Consider the following 22173-nt stretch of genomic DNA (forward strand, 5'->3'; position numbering starts at 1 on the left):
GAACCACCATCCATATCTGGGTCCCTTTGCTTGCGTTCCCTTTTATTCGCTATTCCTCCCCCTGCTTCCCCTTAACCGTTTGTCCCCCGCTCTCCGGGTCCCCCCCCCCCCCCCAGGGCCGCACATGTACGACGCGCGTACGACCGCGACCGGCTACGCGCGATGCTCCGCCGTCAGCTTCTCCAGCACCGGCACCAGCTCGCCCGGCGTGGGCTGCGACAGGATCCGCTCGTCCCGCAGCCGGCGTGCCGCCGCACCGAAGGACGGTTCGTCCAGCAGCCGTTCCAGGGCCGCTCGCAGCTCGGCCCGCTCGGACACGTACAGCCCCGCGCCGACGCTCCGCAGATGCCGGCCTTTGTGCAGGGCGAACCAGGTGTTGGCGATCAGCGCCTGCGGAACTCCCGCTCCCAGGGCCGTGTTCCACGTTCCGCCGCCGCCGTAGTGGATCACCGCCGAGCAGCTCGGCAGGAGCGCCAGCAGCGGTACGAAGTCCACCAGCCGGGTGTTGGCCGGCACCGACCGTTCCTCGCCCGGCACCTGCTTCAGGGTGGCGATCAGCTCGATGTCCAGGCCGTCGAAGATCTCCAGGTCGCCGATGGGGAAGGCGTCGTGCCCGGCCTGGTCGCGCAGGGTCGTCCCACCGGTCAGGCACACCCGGGGCCTGACCGGCGGCCGGTGCAGCCAGCCGGGCACCGTGGCGGGCCCGTTGTAGGGCACGTACCGCATAGGAACCCGGCGCACGTCCAGGGGGAAGCGCGCGCCGTCCGGGACCGTGTCGACGGTCCACTGGCCCACCGCCATGTCCTGCGCGAACGGGCCCCCGCCGAACCGCTCCGACAGCGCTCCGAGCCAGGGCTCCAGCGGGTCGGTGCGCTGGTCCTCCGGCGCGCCGTCGCGCAGCCGCAGGAAGGTCCGCCGCATCTGCTGCAGCAGGTCCGGGCTGAACACCAGCCGTGCGTGCGCGGCGCCGACGGCACGCGCGGCGACCGGACCGGCGAAGGTGTACGGCTCCCAGACGACCAGGTCCGGCCGGAAGTGGCGGGCGAAGTCGACCAGCCCCTCCACGAAAGTGTCGTTGTTGACGCCCCGCATGTAGAAGTCGATGAACGCGCGGTACAGCAGCCCCTGTCCCTCCCAGGTCTCCGGTGACTCGACGCTGCCGTCCTGCCCGAACCCGCCCGAGTAGTCGGCCGACCCGCCGGCCTGCTCCAACTGCTGCAGGAACGTGTGGTCCTCACCGACCGGTACGGCGGTGAGCCCCGCCTGGGTGATGTCCTCGGTGAGGGCCGGCTGCGACGCCACGTACACCTCGTGCCCCGCGGTCCGCAGTGCCCAGGCGAGCGGGATCATGCTGTAGAAGTGAGTTCTCTCGGCGTGGGTGGCGAAGAGCACGCGCATGGGACGGAATCCTTCCGTTCTGCGGACGAGGAGGCGACGGCCCGTCCCCGGCAAGGCTGCTCCGCCCCCGCCGCCGCGCCAACCCCTATCGCCCCCGCCCCGCCGATCCGGGGGCCCGGAGCCCTGCGGACCCCTAGCCGCGAGCGGCCCGGCAGGGGTGCCCGGGAAGGGGGTCGGGTACGCTCGGCGGCCCCAGGGCGGCGACGACGGAGAGGAACCGGCGAGATCATGCGCGGCAGCGTGGCCCGACGTGCGACGGCGGGGGCACGCCGGTGACCGGCGGCGAGGAGGAGCCCGTCCTGCTGCGCACCGTCGGCCGGGCCGCCCACATCGTCCTCAACCGCCCGAGGGCCCTCAACGCCCTCGACCACACCATGGTGCGGCGCATCGACGAGGCGCTGACCGCCTGGGAGCACGACCCGGCCGTGGACACCGTCGTCATCACCGGCGCGGGGGAGCGGGGCCTGTGCGCGGGCGGCGACATCCGGGTCGTCCACGACGACGCCCGCGACGGGGACGGCACCGCCTCCGCCGCCTTCTGGCGCGACGAGTACCGCCTCGACGCCCGCATCGCCCGCTACCCCAAGCCCTACGTCGCCGTCATGGACGGGATCGTGATGGGCGGCGGTGTCGGTGTCTCGGCGCACGGCAGCGTCCGTGTCGTCACCGAACGGTCCCGGATCGCCATGCCGGAGACCGGCATCGGCTTCGTCCCTGACGTCGGCGGCACCCGCCTGCTGGCCCTCGCACCGGGCGAACTCGGCACCCTCCTCGCCCTGACGGGCACGGCCGTCGGCGCCGCCGACGCCCTGCTGTGCGGCCTCGCCGACCATTACGTGCCCTCCGCGTCGCTCGGGCACCTCCTCGACGACCTGGCCGAACTGCCCGCAGGGGAAGCGGTCGCCCGGCAGGTGCGGCGGCCACCGCCCGGCGAGCTGGCCGCCCGCCGGGAGTGGATCGACTCCTGCTTCGCCGCCGACACGGCCGAGGAGATCGTCGGCCGGCTCCTCGCCCATGGCGACCCGGCGGCCAAGGAGACCGCCGAGACACTGCTCGCCAAGTCACCCACCGCCGTCAAGGTCACCCTCACCGCCGTGCGCCGCGCCCGGCGGCTGGACTCCCTGGAACGCGTGCTGGAGCAGGAGTACCGCGTCTCCTGCGCGGCCCTGGCCACCGCCGACCTGGTCGAGGGCATCCGTGCCCAGGTCATCGACAAGGACCGCGCTCCGCGCTGGTCCCCGGCCACCCTCGCCGAGGTCACCGACGCCGCCGTGGAACGCTACTTCCAGCCGCTCGGCGACCGCGAACTCGGCCTCCGCCCGTAGGACACCGCCCGGCCGAGGCGAGCCGACCGCACACCGGACACCACGCCCCACCGCGCCCCCCGCTAGGCTTCCACCGTGACCGGCACCCCCCACGGCATACGCATCCGCCCCGGCGGCCCCGACGACGCCCCGGCCGTCCTCACCATGCTCGACGGCGCGGTGGCCTGGATGAACGAGCGCGGCAACACCGAGCAGTGGGGCACGATCCCGTACTCGCGGCGACCCGACGGCCCGGCACGGGTCGAGCGGTACACCACCGAGAACACCCCGTACATGGCGGAGCTGGACGGGACACCCGTCGGAGCGCTGATCCTGGACACCGGTCCCAGCCCGCAGCTGCCGATCGCTCCGGCGGGGGAACCCGAGCGGTACGTCCGCCTGCTGGTCTCCGACCGGCGGCAGGCCGGCCGGGGTGTCGGCGCGGCCCTGCTGGCCCATGCCGCCGAGGAGACCCGCCGGGCCGGCGTCCGGCTCCTCCGGGTCGACTGCTGGGCGGGCGGCGGCGGCCGGCTCGTCAGGTTCTACGAACGCAACGGCTTCACCGCCACCGACTCCTTCCGCTCCGGCACCTGGCCGGGCCAGGTACTGACCCGGCGCATCGACTGACGTGGCGCACGCACCGACCCCGCGTCCGCGAGGGTCAGTGCGCGATGCCGTCGATGAGGTCGCGGGCACCCTGGCGGAGCAGGGAGACGGCGACCGAGGTGCCCAGGGTGGCGGGGTCGAGGCGCCCGGCCCACTCGTGGGCGTTGATGACCGTCTTGCCGTCGGGGGTGAACACGGAGGCGCGCAGCGAGAGTTCGCCGCCGCGGTCCGTGCGGGCGAAACCGGCGATGGGGCTGTTGCAGTGGCCCTGGAGGACGTGCAGGAACATCCGCTCGGCGAGGGTCTCGCGATGGGTGTCCGGGTCGCCGAGACCGCTGACGGTGTCGATGGTGAGGGCGTCGCCCTCCCGGCACTGCAGTGCCAGGACACCCGCGCCGATCGGCGGCATCATCGTCTCCACGGACAGGATCTCGCTGATCACGTCCGCCCGGCCGATCCGCTCCAGCCCGGACACGGCCAGCAGCAGCGCGTCCGCCTCACCGGCGGCGAGCTTCTCCAGCCGACGGTTGGCGTTGCCGCGGAACGGCACGCACTCCAGGTGCGGGTGCGACGCGGCGAGTTGAGCGCTGCGCCGTACGGAGGAGGTCCCGATACGGGTGCCCGCGGGCAGCTCGTCCAGGGTGCGGCCGGCGGGGTCCACGAGCGCGTCGCGGATGTCGTCCCGCTTCAGGAACGCGGCGAACATGGTGCCCGCCGGGAGGGGCCGGTCGGCGGGGATGTCCTTCACGCAGTGCACGGCGAGATCCGCCTCGCCCGCGACGAGCGCGGCGTCGACCTCCTTGGTGAACGCCCCCTTGCCCTCGACCTGGGAGAGATCACCCATCCACTTGTCCCCGGTCGTCTTCACGGGAACCACTTCGGTGCGCAGCGCCGGGTGCAGCACGGCGAGTTCGGCGCGTACACGCTCCACCTGGGCCAGGGCCATGGGCGAGTCTCGGGAAACGATACGAATCAGGTCCTGCGACATGAAGGCACGATAGCCCCTCGGACCCGGCGCCGTTGACCATCCTCGACCCCAGTCCCGACCCCAGTCCCGCCCCTGCCCGTGCCCGCACCCCCGACGACCGGCCCGGACGTCCGGCCCTACACGTCCGCCCGCTGGTACTGCCCGAGAAAGTCGAACTTCCGGCCGACCACGCGGAACAGGAACAGCGCGTCGTGGTTGTACCCGTAGCCCGGGTCGAACGCGGCGTTGCGGCTGATGCCCTTGTGGGTGACCTCGCGCAGACGGCGTACGATCGCGCCGCGGTCGGTCACCGGCGAGTCCCCGTCCGCGCACACCTCGGCGAGGAACAGCATCGCGTCGTAGGCCTCCGCCGCGTACCAGCCGGGCGCCTTCCCGTACCGGGCCTCGTACGCCCTGGTGAACCCGCGGGCCGCCGGGGTGGCCGCCGGGTCGACGAACGTGGTGGCGAACACCCAGCCGTCGGCGGCCCGGCCCGCCCTCTTCAGGAACCGGTCGCCGAGGGCCCGTTGAGTGGCGACCCGGGACCCCGAGAACCCGGCCCCGCGCAGGGCCGCCGCGAAGGCCCCCGCACGTTCCTGGCCGCCGCTGAACACCACCGCGTCCGCGCGGTCCGCGACGACCTCACGGGCGAGCGCGGCGGCGTCGAACGTTCCGGCCGCGACACTCGTGACGCTCGTGTCCCTCCCCGAGCGGCCCAGGGCGCGCTCCATGAAGTTGCAGAGGGACCAGGCGAAGTCGCCCTCGGCCCGGTCGTCGACCAGGAACACCCGGCGGGCGTCGGCCTTGCCCATGAGGTAGACGTCGCAGGGAGCGGCGAGCAACTCCTCGCCGGGCGACAGCTGAGCGTGCGGGACGAGAATGGATTCCTCGGTCCCCCCTGACTGCGTCGGCAGTCCCACCGAGACGGAGACGACGGGCAGCACGGCCTTCGTGTACGTGCTCTCCGCGGCGAGAAAACAGTCGTCCGTGGTCGGTCCCAGCACCGCGACGACCCGCTCGTCCGCCACCAGCCGCCGGGCCCGGTCCCGGGTCCGGCCGGGCTCGCCCCCGTCGTCGTAGGCCCGCAGCCTCAGCCGCAGCGGCCGGCCCGAGTCGGCGTTGACACGGGCGACGGCCAGCCGGGCGCCGTCGAGCTGGGCGCGCCCGGCCTCGCCGCTCGCGCCGGAGAGGTCGCCCTGGAAGGCCACGGTCAGTTCGGTGCGGGGGGCGGACGACGGCGAGGCGCCCGCGCCGGCCGGCCGTCCGTCACGGCCGTTCCACCACCAGAGCCCGCCGCCGGCCGCCAGGACGCCGGCCGCCCCCGCGGAGCCGAGGGCCAGGAACCCGCGGCGGGTCGGGCCCGCGGGTGCGGCCTCCGGCTTCTTCAGGGAGGTCACCGTCAACACGTCCGAGTCGGCCGGGACTTCGTCGCCCCGGGCGGCGGGGGCCGGTGCGGACACCCGGGTCGGCTCGATCGCTCCCATGGCGAGCACCACGGCGGACCGGTCCGCGATCAGCCGGGTCACCGGCTCCGGCAGCCACCGCTCGCGGTCGGCGGGTACGGCTGCTTCGAGCGCCGCACCCACCTGCGCGGCGGTCGGCCGGCGCACCGGGTCCTTGTCCAGGCACGCCCGGACGATCGGCTCCAACGCCGCCGGGATCAGCGGGAGTTCGGGCTCGTCGTAGACCGTGCGCAACAGCATCCCGGCGGCCGCGCCGCTGCCGAACGGCCGTACCCCGGTCGCGGCGAAGGCCAGCACGCAGCCCAGCGAGAAGACATCGCTGGGGGGACCGATGCCGGCGGCGCCCGCGCGGGCCTGTTCGGGCGACAGGAAACCGGGCGAGCCCACGACGACGCCGGTGGACGTGAGCGCCGTACCCTCCGGCGTGCGCGCGATGCCGAAGTCGATCAGGCGCGGACCGTCCGGGGCCAGCAACAGGTTGCCCGGCTTGACGTCGCGGTGCACCAGACCCGCCCGGTGGACCGCGTCCAGCGCCTCCGCGAGCCGCAGCCCCAGCACGCTCACGGACGCGGGGGACCACGGCCCGTGGCCCTCCAGCGCCTCCGCCAGCGAGGGGCCCGGTACGAACGCGGTCGCCAGCCACGGATCCTCCGCGTCGGCGTCCGCGTCCAGCAACGGGACCACCCAGGGACTGTCCACCTGCCGGGCCGCCTCGATCTCCCGGCGGAACCGGGCCCGGAACCCGGCGTCGTCCGCATAGGACGCCCGGACCACCTTGACCGCGGCGAACGCCCCGCCCGGCGCGCGGGCGAGGAACACCACGCCCATGCCGCCGGCGCCCAGCCGCCGCAGCAGCCGGTAGTCGCCCAGCCGCGACGGATCGGCGGCCCGCAGCGGCTCCATCAGGCGGTCAGCGGCGCCGGGCCGCCGTACACGAACGCCCCGTCCTCGACACGCCAGAGGTAGCCGCCGGTGCCGTCGATGACCGGCAGGCCGTTCTTCTGGAACGCGTACGTCCTGGTGACACCCTTGTACTTGGCGGCCCGCAGCGCGGCGAGCAGTTTCTCGCGGGTACGGCTCCTGGACGGCAGGTCCCCGAGCGACGTGAGCACCAGCGAGGTCACGTCGTACGCCTCGGCGGCGTACCGGGGCGGCGCCTTGTCGAACCGTTTCCGGTAGGCGCTCACGAACGCCTCGGCCTCGGGGACGTTCGCCGGGTCGACGACCGGTGCGACGATCGTCCAGCCGTCGGCGGCCTCCTCGGCCTCCGCGAGGAAACGCGGGTCGAGCAGGGCCGGTCCGGAGGCGCGGGCGCCGGAGTAACCGTGCTCGCGCAGGGTCCGGGCGAACGAGGCGGCCCGGTCGGGCAGTCCGGCGAAGGCGAACGAGTCGATGTCGGCGGCCAGGAGGTCGTCCACCGTGTTCTCGAAGTCCGACCGCAGGGTGCCGACCACGCGGGGCACGAACGGCTGCCCTGCCGACGTCAGTTGCTTGGTCAGATTGCTGATGATCTCCCAGCCGTAGTTGTCGGCCGCCCGGTCCATGACGACGCCGACCTTGCGCGGGCGCGTGCTCCGCAGGAACGGGTCGATGAAGAACGGCAGCAGCGAGTCGGGCAGCCGCGTGTGCAGGAACGAGCGGAAACCCTGCACCGACAGCGCGATGGCGCCGGGTGACACCGCCAGCACGGGGACGAGGGCGGCATCGTAGGCCGCCAGCGCGGACAGGGCGGTCGCGTCCGTGGTCGGGCCGACCACGGCGAGCACGGTGGGGTCGTCCGCGAGCCGCTTCGCGAGCCGGGCCGCCTCGGCGGGGTCGCCGCCGTCGTCCTCCGCCCGCACACCCACCTGGAAGGGGGCGTCGCGGCGGGCGTTGAACTGCTCGACGGCCAGCCGCAGTCCGCGCTCCTGGGCCGTGCCCGTGGCGCGCTGGTCCCCGCTGAGGTCACCGTGCAGGGCGACGGTGTACGCGGGGCGCCGGGCGGCGGCGGCCGGTTTCCCGCCGCCCGACCCGTCGTTCCGGCCGGCGGCCCACCAGGCCGTGGCACCCCCCGCGGCGAGGAGCGCACCCCCGCCGAGGAGGAGGGCGCGGCGCCGCGCGGGTGCGCCGGGAGCGTCGGCGGAGGCCATGGACCGGGTGTCGTCGGTGCCGGAGACCGGGGACGCGGTGTCGTCGGCGGAGGCGGTGCGCCGCGGGCCGGTCCCGATGGGGGACCCTCCGTCCGGGGCCGTGCCCGCGGGCGAGGCGCCGGCGACTATCTCCGTGTGCTCGATGTCCGGCAGCGCGAGCGCCTCGGTGGAACGCCGGGCGATCAGCCCGACGACCTCTTCGGGGAGCCAGGAGGCGGGGGTGTCGGCGGGGCCCTCGGCGTCACCGGCCTCGGTCCCCGCGGCTTCGCCGGCCGCGTCGTCCGTCGACTCGTCGGGCAGCAACTCCCGTACGATCTCCGCCAGTTCGGGCCGCAGTGCCGGGTCTTTCGCCAGGCACCGGGACAGCAGGTCGGCCAGTGCGGCAGGTACGCCGTCGAGGTCGGCCGGGTCGTGCACGGCCCGGTACAGCAGCGCGTCGAGCGCGCCCGTGCCGAACGGCGGGCGGCCCGTCGCCGCGAACGCCAGCACACAGCCGAGGGAGAACACGTCGCTCGGCCCGCCGACGGCGTCGCCCCGCCCGTCGGCCTGCTCCGGCGCGAGATAGCCGGGCGTGCCGACCACGAACCCCGTCGCGGTCAGCGAGTGGTCCTCGGGCGCCCGGGCGATACCGAAGTCGATGAGCCGGGGCCCGTCCGGTGCGAGGAGCACGTTGCCCGGCTTGAGGTCCCGGTGGACCAGCCCCGCCCGGTGGACCTCACCCAGCGCCAGCGCCAGCCGGCCTCCGAGGATCCGCAGCCCGTGTTCGCCGAGGGGCCCGTACGCGGTCACCGCCTCGGCCAGGGACGGACCGGGCACGTACGCCGTCGCCAGCCACGGTGCCTCCGCGTCCGGGTCGGCGCCCACCAGCGGCACCGCCCAGGGGCTGCTGACACGCCGGGCGACCTCGACCTCACGCCGGAACCGTTCCCGGAAACCGGCGTCCTCGGCGTACTCCGCCGCCAGCACCTTCAGGGCCACCAGCGAACCGGTGCCCGTACGCGCGAGGTACACCACGCCCATGCCGCCGGCGCCGAGGCGGCCCAGCAGACGGTGGCCGGCGATCCGCGCCGGATCGGAAGAACGCAGCCGCTCCATCAGCTCTCGCCCCCGCCCAGCTCGTACGCCGCTCGGTCGAGCATGGTGACCGTGCCGCGCGTCACGTACTGCTCCAGGTCGTCGACGGTGTAGCCCTCGGCGCCCTTGAACGACACCGTCAGGGTCACCGGGCCGAGCCGTGTGACCATCCACCGGTACAGGGCTTCGCTGCTCCCGGTCAGATAGACGCCCGTCTCCACGATCGAGTCGTCGGCGTAGTTGTTGCCGCGCAGGCCGCGGGGGGTGCCCACGGACATCAGTTTCGCGATCCGCTCGTCGGCGCGTACCTGCTGCTCCGGGCAGCGCAGCGCCTCCTCCAGCATCTCCGACAGCTGGTCGTCGGCACCGAGCACGGTGGTGTGCACCGTCACCGTCGCCGTCACCTTGACCGTGCCGCGCTTTGCGTCCCCCGGCAGTTCGCTGTACAGGGACAGGGAGCCGAGCACGCCCTCGGGCTGGGCCCGGCGCTGCCACCGGCACTCCTCGTCCAGGACGGCCACGGTGCCCGCGGCGCTGCGGGCGAGGGGTTGTGCCCGGAAGCCCGCGCCCCAGTCCTTCGGCTGCATCGCGACCTTCGACGCCAGCGCGGCGCCCTCCCGTCTCGAACGCGGCACGCGGTCCGGGTCCGCCGTGAACGGCGTCACCGACGGTGCCGACGAGGGCTCCCCACTAGCCGCCGACCCCTTTCCGGACGCGGAAGCGGAAGGTGCCGGAGACCCGGACGCCTTGCCTCCGGGCCCGGCCGCCCGGTCCGTCGTCCCCGCGCTGCAGCCGCCCAGCAGCACCGCCGCCGCGGCCCCCGAGGCGACGGCCCTCGACCGCCAACCACCTCTTCGCCCAGCAGACTTGTCGTCCATCGCCGCCCCCTCCACCCCAAATCCCCGCGTGTGACCGGTGATCGTACAGAGGTACGCAATCCCGGCGGGAGCGGTTCCGGGGAGTCTCTTCGCACACGCCTTGGGCATTGACGCGGAAGGCCGACTGTCCCAGTCTGAACGGATGTTCAGAACGGATGTTCAGAACGAGGTTTGTGGCGCGCGCAGTTGGGGCGAGGACGGCACCGGCGGGGTCCCGGGGCTGGAGGCGCGGGACGCCGAACGGCCTTGCGCGCTCGGCGGCAGCGAGTGGCACCGTCCCTACCGGGACCTGCTCGACCGGCCGGCGTACGGTGTCTGACGTCCCCCACGCCTCCGGCGCTCCCGGCGCCCGCGCCTCCCGTCAGACCCGCGACCGTGTCCTGGAGGCCGCCCTCGACTGTCTCGTCCGCAACGGCCACGGCGGGACCACCGCGCGGGCGATAGCCCAGGCGGGCGGCTTCGCGCCCGGAGTGATCTACTACCACTTCGTGGACCTGGACGACGTTCTGGTGGCGGCGCTGGCACGGACCAGCGGAGCCCGGATCGACCGGTACCGGGCCGAGCTGTCGGGCATCGACCGCGCGGTGCCCGCGATCGCGTGCCTGCGTGAGCTGTACGACGAGGACACCTCGACCGGGCACGTCGCCGCCGTGCAGGAGCTGTACGCGGGCGCGCGCCCCGGAACACGGCTGGCCGCCCAACTGGCCCTCGAAACAAGGAAGTGGGAAGACCTGGCCGAAGGGCAGCTCAGGGTCCTTCTGCGGGGCAAACCCCTCGGGTCGGCCGTCCGGGTCCGCGTACTCGCCGGCGCGGCGGTCGCCCTCTACCTCGGTATGGAGACCCTCACGCACCTCGACGGCGACCGCTCCCGCCCGGCCACCCTCTTCACCCAGGCGGCCCGCCTCGCCGCGGTCTTCGACCGTGTACCACGACTGAAGAGACGGGCGCGCGGGGTGAGATGAGCGAGCCGGACGATCCGCACGAAGCCACGGACTCCGGCTGGTCACCCTGCGCGCCACCGGCGAGTTCGTCGGCGACTGCGGGCTGACACCGCAGGAGATCAAGGGTGTCACCGGACTGGAGGTCGGCTACCGGGCCCGGGCCGCCCTCCAGGGGCGGGGCTACGCCGCCGAGGCCGCGGCGGCCTGCCGTGATCACGCCCGTGACGTTCTCCACGCCGAGCGGCTCGTCGCGATCATCCGTCCCGCCAACCGCCCCTCCCCACGCGTGGCGGAGAAGATCGGCCTCCCCTTCGAACGCCAGGCGGTCTCCGTACGGGCCCGCTCGTCCATGTCCACGCCACGCGCCTGTGACGGGCGGTCACGCCTGCCGTGCGGCGCCTCAGGCCGTCTGGATCTTGCCCTGCTCCACCAGGTAATGGGTGGGGTCCGAGCAGCCCAGTGACGGGGTGAGCAGCAGGCTCACCGTCAGCGGGGCGGGCTCCGTGCTCGCCGTGGAGAACTCGCAGACCGCTCCCTTGCCGGTGAGGGGGTACCAGAACCAGCCGTCGGCGGCGCCGACGGTCGCGCGGTCCGACTCCTTCCAGGCGCCGCCGGACCGGGTGAAGACCTGGAGGCGCACGGAGGCGGCGTACTCGTCCTGCGTCGAGCGCAGTGCGGTCAGCGTGATCCGGTAGTCGGAGCCCAGGGTGGACGAGGCGATCTGGAGGGTCTGCTGCCGCGCGGCGGTGTCCGCGTTCGACGCGCCGGTTCCGGCGGCGCCGAGTGCGGCCGCCAGCAGGACGGTGAGGGCGGTGGTGATGCCGCGGCGGGTGCGGTTCGCGTTCATGTGTTCCCCCGTCGGAACGAGTCGGGACAAAGGGTCGGTTTGTGCCGTTCGGTGAGGAAGACGAGTCGGACGCCTTACGGGTTGTACGGCGACCGCCGCCTCCTCTCACGTCGGGTGGATGAGCAGCAGCGCGATGTCGTCGCTGCGCGGCGCGGAGCGGCGGGCGTGCTGGACGAGGGTGCCGGCGACGGCGTCCATGGAGCGGGGCCCGGCCGGATCGGCGCGGGCGAGTGCGCGGGCGAGGCCGTCGACCGCCTCGTCGATGTCGACGCCCGGGGCTTCCACGAGCCGGGCAGGCGGTCGGACGGGGCCCGCGCGGCCCTGGCCCGGCACCGGGTGGGGCTGTGGGTTTGCGCGTGGTGGCCGCCGTCCGGGCGGTCAGACCGGCCCGACGGGGGGTTGCCCGTCCTGCCCGGTGCCCGGCCCCCGGACGGCCAGCAGCGCCGCGCCGATGTGCGCCACCGCCCGCGGATCGGAGAGGGACCGGCCGGTCAGCTCCTCGACGCGGCGCAGCCGGTAGCGGACGGTGTTGGGGTGGACGAAGAGGCTCCGGCCCGCCTCGGTGGCTGAGCCCGCGGCGGCGAACCAGTGCTCCAGGGTCTGCAGCAGACGGGCGCGCTCCACGACCGGGAGTTCGACCACGGGCCGGAGCACCACCCCCACCAGGTGCGCCGCCTCGGCCGGGGCGGCGGCGACCACCATGGCCAGCGGGTCGTCGTCGCACCGCGCCACGCCCGGACCGGTGCCTCGCAGCCCGGCCAGCGCCAGCCGGGCGAACCGCAGCGCCTGCGGAGTGTCCCGCAATGAGGCGAAGCACGGGCTGACCCCCACACGGGCCCGGTCCCGCCGCAGAACGCGGAGCAGCACTCCCTCCGCCGCCCCCGTGGGCAGGGCGATCAGACCGATCTGCTGGTCGGGCAGCAACCGCCACGCCGAGGGGAGCTGCTCCTGACGCAGCGCGGCCTCGACCCCCGCCAGCGGCTCCTCACCGGGGGCGCCGGCCGCCGCCGCGACGACCGCGAAGCGACCGCGCTCGGGCAGGCCCAGTTCGCGAGCGGCCTCCCACAGCGTGGTCCGGTCGGCGATGACCCCGGTGAACAGGGCCTCCACCAATGCCGAGCGCCGGGCCTGCCCCCGCGCGGTCAGCTCGGCGGCCGTCTCCCGGTAGGCCGCCGCGACCGCCTCCGCGTACAGACCGAACAGCGCCCAGATCGCGGCCGACTCGGTCACCAGCCGGTCGTCGGAGACCTCCGGGTGGGTGCGGGCCTCCATGAGGATCTCCGTCCACAGGAGTTCGAAGCCGACCCGGTACGCGTGCAGGGTGTCCGCGAGTGGCACGCCCTGCTCGGCACGGATGCGGCCGGTCTCACGGGCCGGGCTGGGATCCGGGGCGGCACCCGCGCCGAGGTGGCTCAGGATCAGGTCCGCGTTGGCCGTGCACGAGCGGCGCAGCGAGTCGAACGGGAGCAGCGACTCGTCCTCGTAGGCGTCGACGTCCGTACGGATGCGCCGCGCGATCCGCTCACCCAGTTCCGGCAGCCTGGAATGGAGTGCCGCGGCCACGACCGAGATGTCCATCGGCGCAGCTTAATGCCACCGTTTTGTCCCCCGGAACAGCCTCGGGGGGCCGGTCCTGTCGTGCGGCCCATAGGCCGCCACCGTGTGCGGCAGCACGATGTCGTCGACGTGAACGGCGGATTTCGACGGCGACTTTCGTGGAGGCGGCTCATGGCCAATCTGGCGCAGTTCCTGGTGGAGACGGCACAGCGGGAGCGGGGGCGTCCCGCGCTGCGGCTGGGAGATCAGGTCATCGGCTACACGGAACTGGACGAGCGCAGTGCGCGCGCCGCCACCCTGCTGCGCGCCGAGGGCGTACGCCCCGGAGACCGGGTCGCCCTGATGCTGCCCAACGTCCCCGAGTTCGTCGTCCTCTACTACGGCGTGCTGCGCGCCGGCGCCGTCGTCGTCCCCATGAACCCGCTGCTCAAGACACGGGAGACCGCGTACCACCTGAGCGACTCCGGGGCCGTGCTGCTCCTCGAATGGCATCAGGCACCGGGCGAGGGCACGCAGGGCGCGGCCGCCGCCGGGGTGCGGCACCTAGCCGTCGAACCCGGGGACTTCGCGGCACGGCTGGCCGGACACGAACCGCTGCCCGGTGTGGCGGAGACGGCGGACGACGACGTGGCCGTCCTCCTGTACACGTCCGGCACCACCGGCCGCCCCAAGGGCGCCACGCTCACCCACGGCGGACTGCGGCACAACACCGAGGTCAACACGGTCCACGTGCAGCGGATGACACCCGAGGACGTGGTGGTGGGCTGCCTGCCGCTGTTCCACATCTTCGGCCAGATCTGCACGATGAGCGTGGCCGTGCGTGCCGGCGCCTCGCTCACCCTGATACCCCGCTTCGAGCCGCAGGCCGTGCTGGACGCCGTGGCCCGCGACCGGGCCACGGTCTTCGAAGGCGTGCCGACGATGTACGCGGCGCTGCTGCAGCACCCGTCCGAGGCGGACGTCTCCACCCTGCGCATGTGCGTTTCCGGCGGGGCGTCGCTGCCGGTGGAGATCCTGCACGGCTTCGAGCGGCGCTTCGGCTGCGCGGTGCTGGAGGGCTTCGGGATGTCCGAGACCAGCCCGGTGGTCACGTTCAACCACCCCGACCGGCCGCGCAAGGCCGGCTCCATCGGCACCCCGATCCAGGACGTGGAGGTGCGGCTGCTGGACGACAAGGGCCAGGACGTCGCGCCCGGCGAGGTCGGCGAACTGGCCGTACGGGGGCCGAACGTGATGAAGGGGTACTGGAACCGGCCCGAGGAGACGGCTGCCGCGATCCCCGACGGCTGGCTGCGCAGCGGCGACCTCGCGCGGCGGGACGAGGACGGCTACCTCTACATCGTCGACCGCAAGAAGGACATGATCATCCGCGGTGGCTACAACGTGTACCCGCGTGAGATCGAGGAGATCCTGCACGAGCACCCGGCCGTCGCCCTGGCCGCGGTGGTCGGTGTGCCGCACACCCATCTGGGCGAGGAGATCGCGGCTGCTGTCGTCCTCCGGCCGGCCGCGCGCACCGGCCCCGACGAACTGCGGGAGTTCGTCAAGGACCGGGTCGCCGCGTACAAGTACCCGCGCGAGGTGTGGATCGTCGACTCCCTGCCGACCGGCCCCAGCGGCAAGATCCTGAAGCGGGAGATCACCGCCCCGGCCGGATGAACCCGAGGGGCGGAGGCGGGACACTCTCCGTGCCCCTTCGCCCCTCCCGTCTCCCGGACCGGTCAGTCCGGGCCGCCACCGAAGCCGATCTCGTTCCCGTCCGGATCCTCGTACGTGACCTTGCGTACGCCGTTCGCGTACGTCTCGAGGGTCCGGGGCTCCAGACCCCGGCCCGAGATCCCGGCGACGCGCGCGTCCAGGTCCTCGACGAAGACGGTCTGCAGCGCGTGGCCGCCGCGCCCCGGGCGGTGCTCGATGTACACATAGCGGTGTTCGGCCAGCTCCCAGACGGCTTCCTCGTCGTTCGGGAAGAACGTCGGCGGCGAACCGAACAGCCGCTCGTACCAGGAGAGCGCCGAGGTGTAGTCGTTCACCGGGATACCTGCGAAGAGGACGACGGGCATGACCCCATCGTAGGTCCGGCGACGGCGTCAGGCGCCGATCCTGGCGGCGATGACCGGGGCGAGCCGGTCGGCGACGACGCGGTGCCCCCGGTCGTTGGGGTGGACGGAGTCGGTGAGGTCGCCGGAGCCCAGCCAGCCCGTGGTGGCGACGAAGGACACCGGGGAGTCCCCGCCCGCGATCGCCCCCTGGACGGCGGCCTGGGTCTGCGGGACGAACCGTCCCCGGAAGGTCTCCAGCGCGAAGATCCAGGCCCGTGGATGCGCGGCGCGCACCTTGCGCAGCAGACTGCTGTAGCCCGCCTGGAACTGCGCGGAAGTCACCCCGTGGCCCACGTCGTTGGTGCCCAGGTTGATGACGACGGCGTCGGCCCGGTACCGGGAGGGGTCCCAGTCCGGCGTCGCCGCGTTGGGGTTGAGCCTGGTGTACTGCCGTTCCAGCCCCACGCACCCGTCCGCCGCGGCGACCAGACAGGCGCCGCCCTGGGCGATCTGCGTGTGCTCGGTGCCGAGCCGCTCCCCGATCAGCCAGCCGTACGCGGTACGGGCGTTCTGCGAGGTCGTCGTGCCCACGGTGATCGAGTCGCCGACGAACTCGACCAGCCGGGCCGGCGCGGGCGCGGCGAAGGTGGTCGCGCCGGAGTCCAGGACCAGCCCCTGGAAGACGGCGTCACCGCGATAGGAGCCCGCCACCACCTGGTAGTTGACCTGCAGTGTGTGGCGGCCCGACGACAGTGCGGCCGGGGTCAGGTTCACCGTCCCCTTCACGTCGTCGTAGAACTTCACGGGCCCGTCGTCTATCCGCGCCCAGAAGTCGATCGTGCCGCGCTGCTTCAGTTGGACGGTCCGCCCGGTGAAGCCGACACGGTAGTAGGCGCCGGCCCAGTACGGCGTGTACGCGGTACTGGAACCGGTGTCCCAGCGCCCGACGAACTTGATGTTCGGGTCGCCGGGCTGGCCGGGCGCGGCCGCCCGCGCGGAGGGAGCCGCCGTGTCGCCGCCCGGTGCGGCGTGGGCGGGGGCGATGCCGGCCAGCGACAGCAGACAGGCGACGAGGGCGGCCGCGAGGAGGGCCGCCGTACCGCGCCCGGCAAACCTGTGGGGGGAGGTCTGCATGGGGATCCTTTCTCACCGGCGTGGGAGCGTTCCCATGAGCGGTCTCCCCACGGAACCAGTGCCACGATTACTGGTCAAGAGGGCTTGCGCGAAGAAGAGTCGACCTCACTCGGCGGCCCTCCTGACCAGTTCTGCGATCCGTGCCTCCGTCTCGGCAGTCGGTTCCGTGAGGGCGTAGGCGGTGGGCCACAGCGTGCCCTCGTCGAGCCGCGCCTGGTCGCTGAAGCCGAGCGTGGCGTACCTCGACTTGAACTTCTGCGCGCTCTGGAAGAAGCAGACGACCTTGCCGTCCCTGGCGTACGCGGGCATGCCGTACCAGAGCTTCGGCGCGAGATCCGGCGCGACGGTCCGTACGATCTCGTGCACCCGTTCGGCGAGAACGCGGTCCGCGTCCGCCATCGCGGCTATCTTCGCGAGCACGTCGCCCGCCCCGTCCGCGGCTGCCCTGCGCGGGCCCCGCCGCGCGGACGTCCTCAGCTCCCGGGCGTGCTCCTTCATCGCCTCGCGCTCCTCGGCGGTGAACCCCTCGAACTTCGCCTCGGCCGTGCCGGCGCTCCTGGCGTTCTTCTGTGTGGTGGTCATGATGGATTCCTTCCTCGCACTGTCTGATCGTCTGAAAGTCTGTTTCGCTCTGCGGGGCAGGCCGGGGACGCGCCCGGCACCGTGGTTCAGTCGAGCCAGCGGCCGTCGCGCATCAGCTCACGCCCCGTCAACTCGTCCGCCTCGCGCCACGCCTGGACGCGGCGCGGGGTGATACGGAACCAGTGGTACGACGTGGACGACTCCCGGGGGTCGAAGCCGGTGCGCGCGGCGAACCGGTCCCCGCGCTCCCGCGGCAACGCACCGATCGGGAGCACCTCGACCCGGCCCTCGATCATGGACACGTCCCGGGTCACGCCCAGTCCCAGCCGCGTGGTCCGGTTCGCGGCCAGGTTCCGGCCGGTCGGGCTGTCGGCCGGGGTGGCCAGCAGCAGCGTCTCGCCGTCCCAGTCGAAGGACAGCGGCACCAGACAGGGCATCCCGTCCACCGAGGCACTGGCCACCCAGACGTCGACGTCATGGGCCAGCCGGTGCTCGGTGTCCCGGCGCCGACGCGTACGGGGGCGGGGGGCGGTGGACGAACCGGTCCTCGTCATGTCTGCTCCTCGGTTGGGTGGGGCGGGCCGCGACCCTCCCGGATGTGTCCGCCGGGTGCGATCGCCGTGGTCACAGCTTGTCCCGGGGGGCCCACGGCCCGCCTCCGTGGTGAGCACGGAATCCACCACGCAGACGCCACGGAGCAGCGGATAATGGTGCGATGTCCAGTCCAGCGGTCTCGGCCCGGGAAGCCGAAGTGCTCGCGTTGCTCGGGGAACACCTCAGCAACGCGGAGATCTCCGCGCGGCTGTTCATCTCCGTGCGCACGGTCGAGTCGCACGTCTCCGCCCTGCTGCGCAAGCTCGACGAGCCGGACCGGCGGGCGCTCTCCCGTCGCGCGGCCGACATCGCCCGTGCCGGGCGGCCCCGCCCGGCTCCCGCCCTCCCGGCGCCGCTGACCGCGTTCATCGGCCGGGCCCGCGAGCGCGCCGAGCTGGCGGAGGCGGTGAAGACCCGCCGTCAGGTGACCGCGGTCGGCCCCGGCGGAGTGGGCAAGACCCGTCTTGCGCTGGCGGTGGCGGCCGACGCGGCGGGTGACTTCGCCGACGGGGTGTGGTTCGTCGACCTGGCCCCGGTCACCGACCCGGCGCGGGTGGGGGCCGCGATCGCGGCGGCCGTGGGCGTGGGCGAACAGCCCGGGCGCGGTGTCGACGCGTCGGTGCTGACCGCCCTGGCGGACCGTCAGGCCCTTTTGGTGCTGGACAACTGCGAGCAGATACGCGACGGGGTCGTGCCGTTCCTGGAACGGCTGCTGGTCGCCTGTCCGGGACTACGGGTCCTCGCGACCAGCCGGGCCCGGATGCTGGTGCCGTTCGAGTGGGTGTTCCCGGTTCCGCCGCTGTCCTCGGACGGCGGCGCGGAGTCCGACGCCGTGACCCTGTTCCTGGAGCGGGCCGCGGCGGTCGGCCGGCCACCGGAACCGGCCGTACGCGACCGGATCGCGGCCGTCTGCGAACGGCTCGACGGTATGGCGCTCGCCATCGAACTCGCGGCCGCGCGGTGGCCCACCCTCGGCCTGGACGGCCTCACCGCCGGCCTCTCCGACCAGCTGCGGATCCTCTCCGGCGGGCCCCGCGCGGAGGACCGGCACCGGTCGGTGCGGGCGGCCCTGGACTGGAGCCACGACCTGCTGGAGCCGCCGGACCGGGCGCTGCTGCGCCGGATCTCGGTGTTCGTCGTACCGTTCACCGCCGAGGCGGCGGCGGCCGTGGCCGGGTTCGCCCCGCTGGACGCGGCCGAGATCACCGACGGGCTGGGCCGGCTCGCCGAACAGAGCCTGCTCACCGCGACACCGACCGCGACCGGCACCCGCTACCAGGCACTGGAGACCATCCGCCAGTACGGCACCGAGCGGCTCGCCGAGGCCGCCGAGCTGACGGACGCCCGGTCCCGTCACCTGGACTGGTGCCTGGCCGGGGCGGCCGCGCTCACCGGCACCGGGGACGCGGACTGGCGCGCCCGCTTCGACGCCCTGGCCGACGACCTGCGCGCCGCCCTCGCCTGGGCCGCCGACCGCCCGGAGCGCCGCCCGGAGGCCCACCGCCTGGCCCTCGCCCTGGCCGGGCTGACCTTCACCCGCAACCTGCCGGGTGAGTCCCAGCAGCGGTACGAGCAGGCGGCGGCGCTCGCGAGCGAGACCGGCGCCGAAGGCGCGGTGGGCTCGGCCGGTGACGCCGCCGCTGCCGAGGCGCTGCGGCAGGCCGCCGCGGTAGCCGGTTGCCGCAGGCTCGGCGACGACATGTTCCGCCTCCACCGCGCCGCGGTCGAGGCCGCCCGGCGGGCCGGTGACACCGCCGGTGCGGCGTGCGACCTGGCGGCCGCGGCCACCGTCGCGTACCGCTTCTCCAGCGAGTTCGCCCGGCTCCCGGCCGTCGACGAGGTGGCCGACCTGCTCACCCGGGCCCGCCGCCAGTTGTCCGCCACCGCCCAGCTGCCGCCGGACGCGAAGGCATACGTGCCGTCGGACGCCGAGTCCGACCTGCCGGCCGTGGCCCCGGCCGAAGCGCCGCCGGGGGCGCCGCGCGGTCCGTCGGCGGCTGTCGCGGATGCCTCCGGCACGGTTCGCGGGGCCACCGATCCGTCGCGCGTGGCCCCGGGGTTCGTCTCGGCGGCCGCCGCGGCGGCCGCCCTCGCCCTCGCCGAGGCCGCGGTCGACGCGGATGCCTTCGGCGCGGTGCAGGGGGACGTGGACAACACCGCGCAGGAGACGGTCGGTCACGCGGAACGCGCCGTCGATCTCGCCCGCCGGGCGGGGGACCCGGTGGCCGAGTCCGCCGCCCGCGACGCGCTCTCCGGTGCCCGGACCTGGGCCGGTGACTCCTTCGGCGCGGCGGACGCCGCCCGGCGCCGGATCGAGGTCCTCGCCCCGGTGCCGCCCACCCCCGCCCGCACGCACGAGCGGATGGACGCCCTCGCCATGGCCGCCGGGACCGCTCTCGGCGTGGGCCGGCTGCCGCAGGCCCGCGACTGGGCCCGGCAGCTCGCCGACCAGCACCTGTTCGCCGAGGTGCAACACCACGCCACGTCCTGGCTGCTGGTCGTGGACGCCTTCGCGGGCAACGCCGGCGACGTGATCACCGGCAGCGAAGCCTTCATCGACGCCTGGCGGCGGAGCGACCGGAAGCGCTCCTTCTCGCTCGGCCCGGCCGCCGCGTCGGTCGCCCTGATCCACGGCCTGCGCGGCGACCACGACGCACGGGAGACCTGGCTGGGCGTCGTCACCGAGGCGGGCACCGCGGCGGAGCACCACCACGGCTACGGCGCGGTCTTCGACGCCATGGTCCTGCTCCACCACGGCGACGCGGAGGCGGCCCTGGAACGGCTCGCACCGGCCCCGGACGCGGTGTGGAAGTGGGTCTCCTGGATCTGGCTGCACTGGTACGTGGGCCTGCGGGCGGAGGCGTCGGTCCTCACCGGCCACCCGGAGGCCCGCGAACGGGTCGCCGAGGGCCGGACCCTGGTCGCCGGGAACCCCGTCGTGACGGCCCAACTGGACCGCGCGCAGGCCCTCCTTGACGGCGATCTGCCCCACCGCCTCGCCACCGCGAAGGCGTTCGACGCGGCGGGCTGCCCCTACCAGTCGGCCCGTACGCTTCTGCTCGCCGGAGACGGCCACACCGCCGCCGGCACGACGGCACTCGCCCGCCTCGGCCTCGCGCCCGGCTCCTGAGCGTGGACCGCCCGGCTCCTCAGCGTGGACCGCCCGGGTCAGCGGCCCTTGCGCACCCGGGCCGCCGCGCGGGCCTCCGCCGCCTTGCGCGCCTCGGCGGCCTTGCGGGACTCCTTCGCGGCACGGCCGGGACGGGTGCCCATGCCGCGGAAGGGCGCGTTGCCGCCACCGGCCTTCGGTGGGGCCGGCGGGCGCTTCGCCCCGGTGATGGCGGTCAACTGTGCCTCACCGGACCGCACTTGGGTGACCGTCGGACGGATCCCGGCGTCGGACATCATCCGGTTCACGTCGCGCCGCTGATTGGGCGTGACCAGCGTGACCACCTTCCCGGACTCACCGGCGCGCGCCGTGCGCCCGCCCCGGTGCAGATAGTCCTTGGCGTCCGCGGGCGGGTCGACGTTGACGACGAGGTCGAGCGCGTCGATGTGGATGCCCCGCGCCGCGACGTTGGTCGCCACCAGCACGGTGATCCCGCCGTCCTTGAACTGGCCGAGCGTGTGCGTGCGCTGCGGCTGCGACTTCCCGCTGTGCAGGGCGCCGGCCCGTACGCCGCTGGCCCGCAGATGGCGGGTGAACTGGTCGACGCCGGCCTTGGTGTCCAGGAACATCAGCACCCGGCCGTCCCGTGCGGCGATCTCGGTGGCGGTCGCGTACTTGTCGGCGCCGTGGATGTTCAGCACATGGTGTTCCATCGTGGTGACCGAGCCGGCGACCCGGTCGACCGAGGCGAGCACCGGGTCGTGCAGATGGGTCCGCACCAGCTGGTCGACATCCCGGTCGAGGGTGGCGGAGAACAGCAGCCGCTGCCCGTCGGCGGGGACCTGCTCCAGGATCTCCGAGACCTGCGGCAGGAAGCCCAGGTCGCACATCTGGTCCGCCTCGTCCAGCACCGTGATGCGCACCTGGTTCAGCAGGCAGTCCCGGCGCGACACCAGGTCGGCGAGCCGCCCCGGCGTCGCCACGACCACCTCGGCGCCGGCCCGCAGCGCGGCCTGCTGCTTGTTGATCGACAGCCCGCCGACCACCGTCGTCAGCCGCACCCCCAGCGTTCCCGCGTACGGCGTCAGCGCGTCGGTCACCTGCTGTGCGAGTTCCCGGGTCGGCACCAGGACCAGGGCGAGCGGACGCTTCGACTCCGCCCGTCGGCCCGCCGTGCGGACGAGCAGCGCGAGTCCGAACGCCAGCGTCTTGCCCGACCCGGTCCGCGCGCGGCCGAGGACGTCACGGCCGGCCAGCGCGTTCGGCAGCGTCGCCGCCTGGATCGGGAAGGGTTCCCGCACGCCGAGGTCGGTCATGGTCCGCAGCAGCTCCGGCGGCAGCCCGAGCGCGTCGAAGGACCCGGCCGGCGGCAGGTCCCCGGCGGCCGCTTCCCGCGCCGGAGGCTCACCCTGCGGCCCGGCGGCCCGTCCGGAGGTGCCGGCGGAGGAGGGCCCGGTGGCCGGCGGCTTCGCGTTCATGGGGGAACCTTTCCTGGTCTGGCGCCCGGAACGCGCCGGGGCCCGTACCCCTCGGTACGGGCCCCAACGC

General features: G+C 74.1%; 19 protein-coding genes and 1 pseudogene. 7 read left to right on the forward strand and 13 right to left on the reverse strand.

The annotated features are described in order from the left end of the window. Positions 1-153: 153 nt before the first annotated feature. Positions 154-1398 carry an activator-dependent family glycosyltransferase gene (locus tag ACZ6BB_RS36975; protein WP_471619502.1) on the reverse strand — a complete coding sequence of 415 codons (1245 nt, stop codon included), beginning with the start codon at positions 1396-1398 and terminating at the stop codon, positions 154-156. A gap of 272 nt (positions 1399-1670) precedes the next feature. Between ACZ6BB_RS36975 and ACZ6BB_RS36980 the strand changes: the two genes are divergently transcribed. Together ACZ6BB_RS36980 and ACZ6BB_RS36985 are read left to right on the forward strand one after the other, a co-directional pair. Then, positions 1671-2723, forward strand: a complete 1053-nt coding sequence (locus ACZ6BB_RS36980; RefSeq protein ID WP_471619503.1) for an enoyl-CoA hydratase/isomerase family protein — start codon at positions 1671-1673, stop codon at positions 2721-2723. A 75-nt stretch (positions 2724-2798) separates the two neighbouring features. Then, positions 2799-3329 (forward strand): GNAT family N-acetyltransferase, encoded by a 531-nt coding sequence (locus ACZ6BB_RS36985; protein WP_471619504.1) that lies wholly within the window; start codon positions 2799-2801, stop codon positions 3327-3329. A gap of 34 nt (positions 3330-3363) precedes the next feature. Here ACZ6BB_RS36985 and hemC read toward each other — a convergent pair whose 3' ends face one another. The 4 genes from hemC to ACZ6BB_RS37005 all read right to left on the reverse strand — a co-directional run bounded on the left by hemC (position 3364) and on the right by ACZ6BB_RS37005 (position 9576). Next, positions 3364-4296 (reverse strand): hydroxymethylbilane synthase, encoded by a 933-nt coding sequence (gene hemC, locus ACZ6BB_RS36990; RefSeq protein WP_471619505.1) that lies wholly within the window; start codon positions 4294-4296, stop codon positions 3364-3366. Between the two features lie 116 nt (positions 4297-4412). Further along, positions 4413-6641 (reverse strand): bifunctional serine/threonine-protein kinase/ABC transporter substrate-binding protein, encoded by a 2229-nt coding sequence (locus ACZ6BB_RS36995; RefSeq protein WP_471619506.1) that lies wholly within the window; start codon positions 6639-6641, stop codon positions 4413-4415. Continuing rightward, positions 6641-8962, reverse strand: coding sequence for a bifunctional serine/threonine-protein kinase/ABC transporter substrate-binding protein (locus tag ACZ6BB_RS37000; RefSeq protein WP_471619507.1), 2322 nt, complete (start codon positions 8960-8962; stop codon positions 6641-6643). Before ACZ6BB_RS37000 ends, ACZ6BB_RS36995 begins: the two co-directional genes overlap by 1 nt. Continuing rightward, positions 8962-9576, reverse strand: a complete 615-nt coding sequence (locus ACZ6BB_RS37005) for a hypothetical protein (RefSeq protein WP_471619508.1) — start codon at positions 9574-9576, stop codon at positions 8962-8964. The genes ACZ6BB_RS37000 and ACZ6BB_RS37005 overlap by 1 nt, the downstream gene beginning before the upstream one ends. A gap of 385 nt (positions 9577-9961) precedes the next feature. Between ACZ6BB_RS37005 and ACZ6BB_RS37010 the strand changes: the two genes are divergently transcribed. From ACZ6BB_RS37010 to ACZ6BB_RS37020, 3 genes and pseudogenes are all read left to right on the forward strand, one after another. Next, complete coding sequence (locus ACZ6BB_RS37010; protein ID WP_471619509.1) at positions 9962-10138, forward strand: hypothetical protein; 177 nt, start codon at positions 9962-9964, stop codon at positions 10136-10138. Further along, a complete protein-coding gene (locus ACZ6BB_RS37015) occupies positions 10131-10781 on the forward strand; it encodes a TetR/AcrR family transcriptional regulator (protein ID WP_471619510.1) in 651 nt (216 codons plus the stop codon). The genes ACZ6BB_RS37010 and ACZ6BB_RS37015 overlap by 8 nt, the downstream gene beginning before the upstream one ends. 34 nt (positions 10782-10815) lie before the next feature. After that, a pseudogene (locus ACZ6BB_RS37020) lies at positions 10816-11223 on the forward strand (GNAT family N-acetyltransferase); the annotation flags it as partial. On the opposite strand, the gene ACZ6BB_RS37025 reads toward ACZ6BB_RS37020, so the two are convergent. The 3 genes from ACZ6BB_RS37025 to ACZ6BB_RS37035 form a co-directional block, all read right to left on the reverse strand. Beyond that, positions 11161-11607 (reverse strand): hypothetical protein, encoded by a 447-nt coding sequence (locus ACZ6BB_RS37025; RefSeq protein WP_471619511.1) that lies wholly within the window; start codon positions 11605-11607, stop codon positions 11161-11163. The pseudogene ACZ6BB_RS37020 and the gene ACZ6BB_RS37025 overlap by 63 nt on opposite strands. Positions 11608-11712: 105 nt before the next feature. Beyond that, a complete protein-coding gene (locus ACZ6BB_RS37030; RefSeq protein ID WP_471619512.1) occupies positions 11713-11892 on the reverse strand; it encodes a hypothetical protein in 180 nt (59 codons plus the stop codon). A 93-nt stretch (positions 11893-11985) separates the two neighbouring features. Beyond that, positions 11986-13185 carry a PucR family transcriptional regulator gene (locus ACZ6BB_RS37035; RefSeq protein WP_471619513.1) on the reverse strand — a complete coding sequence of 400 codons (1200 nt, stop codon included), beginning with the start codon at positions 13183-13185 and terminating at the stop codon, positions 11986-11988. Positions 13186-13335: 150 nt separating this feature from the next. On the opposite strand from ACZ6BB_RS37035, the gene ACZ6BB_RS37040 reads away from it, so the two are divergent. Further along, entirely contained in the window at positions 13336-14823 is a 1488-nt protein-coding gene (locus tag ACZ6BB_RS37040; protein WP_471619514.1) for a long-chain-fatty-acid--CoA ligase, read from the forward strand. A 62-nt stretch (positions 14824-14885) separates the two neighbouring features. Here the strand turns inward: ACZ6BB_RS37040 and ACZ6BB_RS37045 are convergent, their stop codons facing one another. The 4 genes from ACZ6BB_RS37045 to ACZ6BB_RS37060 all read right to left on the reverse strand — a co-directional run bounded on the left by ACZ6BB_RS37045 (position 14886) and on the right by ACZ6BB_RS37060 (position 17476). Beyond that, positions 14886-15227, reverse strand: coding sequence for a VOC family protein (locus tag ACZ6BB_RS37045; protein WP_471619515.1), 342 nt, complete (start codon positions 15225-15227; stop codon positions 14886-14888). Positions 15228-15254: 27 nt separating this feature from the next. After that, positions 15255-16340, reverse strand: coding sequence for an SGNH/GDSL hydrolase family protein (locus ACZ6BB_RS37050; protein ID WP_471619516.1), 1086 nt, complete (start codon positions 16338-16340; stop codon positions 15255-15257). Between the two features lie 105 nt (positions 16341-16445). Further along, positions 16446-16922, reverse strand: a complete 477-nt coding sequence (locus ACZ6BB_RS37055; RefSeq protein ID WP_471619517.1) for an iron chaperone — start codon at positions 16920-16922, stop codon at positions 16446-16448. Positions 16923-17008: 86 nt separating this feature from the next. Then, complete coding sequence (locus tag ACZ6BB_RS37060) at positions 17009-17476, reverse strand: pyridoxamine 5'-phosphate oxidase family protein (protein ID WP_471619518.1); 468 nt, start codon at positions 17474-17476, stop codon at positions 17009-17011. A gap of 161 nt (positions 17477-17637) precedes the next feature. Here ACZ6BB_RS37060 and ACZ6BB_RS37065 point away from each other — a divergent pair, with 161 nt between their 5' ends. After that, positions 17638-20646, forward strand: a complete 3009-nt coding sequence (locus tag ACZ6BB_RS37065) for an ATP-binding protein (RefSeq protein WP_471619519.1) — start codon at positions 17638-17640, stop codon at positions 20644-20646. Between the two features lie 38 nt (positions 20647-20684). Here ACZ6BB_RS37065 and ACZ6BB_RS37070 read toward each other — a convergent pair whose 3' ends face one another. Beyond that, the gene (locus ACZ6BB_RS37070; protein WP_471619520.1) at positions 20685-22103 is read right to left on the reverse strand and encodes a DEAD/DEAH box helicase; all 1419 of its coding nucleotides are present in this window, start codon (positions 22101-22103) and stop codon (positions 20685-20687) included. Between the last annotated feature and the right edge of the window lie 70 nt (positions 22104-22173).

Source organism: Streptomyces sp. NPDC041108 (assembly GCF_055592645.1).

Coding starts and splice junctions, on each gene's coding strand:
- ACZ6BB_RS37035 (WP_471619513.1), bottom strand. CDS start 13,185: ATGGACATCTCGGTCGTGGCCGCGGCACTCCATTCCAGGCTGCCGGAA.
- ACZ6BB_RS37025 (WP_471619511.1), bottom strand. CDS start 11,607: ATGAACGCGAACCGCACCCGCCGCGGCATCACCACCGCCCTCACCGTC.
- ACZ6BB_RS37050 (WP_471619516.1), bottom strand. CDS start 16,340: ATGCAGACCTCCCCCCACAGGTTTGCCGGGCGCGGTACGGCGGCCCTC.
- ACZ6BB_RS37070 (WP_471619520.1), bottom strand. CDS start 22,103: ATGAACGCGAAGCCGCCGGCCACCGGGCCCTCCTCCGCCGGCACCTCC.
- hemC (WP_471619505.1), bottom strand. CDS start 4,296: ATGTCGCAGGACCTGATTCGTATCGTTTCCCGAGACTCGCCCATGGCC.
- ACZ6BB_RS37055 (WP_471619517.1), bottom strand. CDS start 16,922: ATGACCACCACACAGAAGAACGCCAGGAGCGCCGGCACGGCCGAGGCG.
- ACZ6BB_RS37010 (WP_471619509.1), top strand. CDS start 9,962: ATGTTCAGAACGGATGTTCAGAACGAGGTTTGTGGCGCGCGCAGTTGG.
- ACZ6BB_RS37045 (WP_471619515.1), bottom strand. CDS start 15,227: ATGCCCGTCGTCCTCTTCGCAGGTATCCCGGTGAACGACTACACCTCG.
- ACZ6BB_RS36995 (WP_471619506.1), bottom strand. CDS start 6,641: ATGGAGCCGCTGCGGGCCGCCGATCCGTCGCGGCTGGGCGACTACCGG.
- ACZ6BB_RS37065 (WP_471619519.1), top strand. CDS start 17,638: ATGTCCAGTCCAGCGGTCTCGGCCCGGGAAGCCGAAGTGCTCGCGTTG.
- ACZ6BB_RS37040 (WP_471619514.1), top strand. CDS start 13,336: ATGGCCAATCTGGCGCAGTTCCTGGTGGAGACGGCACAGCGGGAGCGG.
- ACZ6BB_RS37060 (WP_471619518.1), bottom strand. CDS start 17,476: ATGACGAGGACCGGTTCGTCCACCGCCCCCCGCCCCCGTACGCGTCGG.
- ACZ6BB_RS36975 (WP_471619502.1), bottom strand. CDS start 1,398: ATGCGCGTGCTCTTCGCCACCCACGCCGAGAGAACTCACTTCTACAGC.
- ACZ6BB_RS37000 (WP_471619507.1), bottom strand. CDS start 8,962: ATGGAGCGGCTGCGTTCTTCCGATCCGGCGCGGATCGCCGGCCACCGT.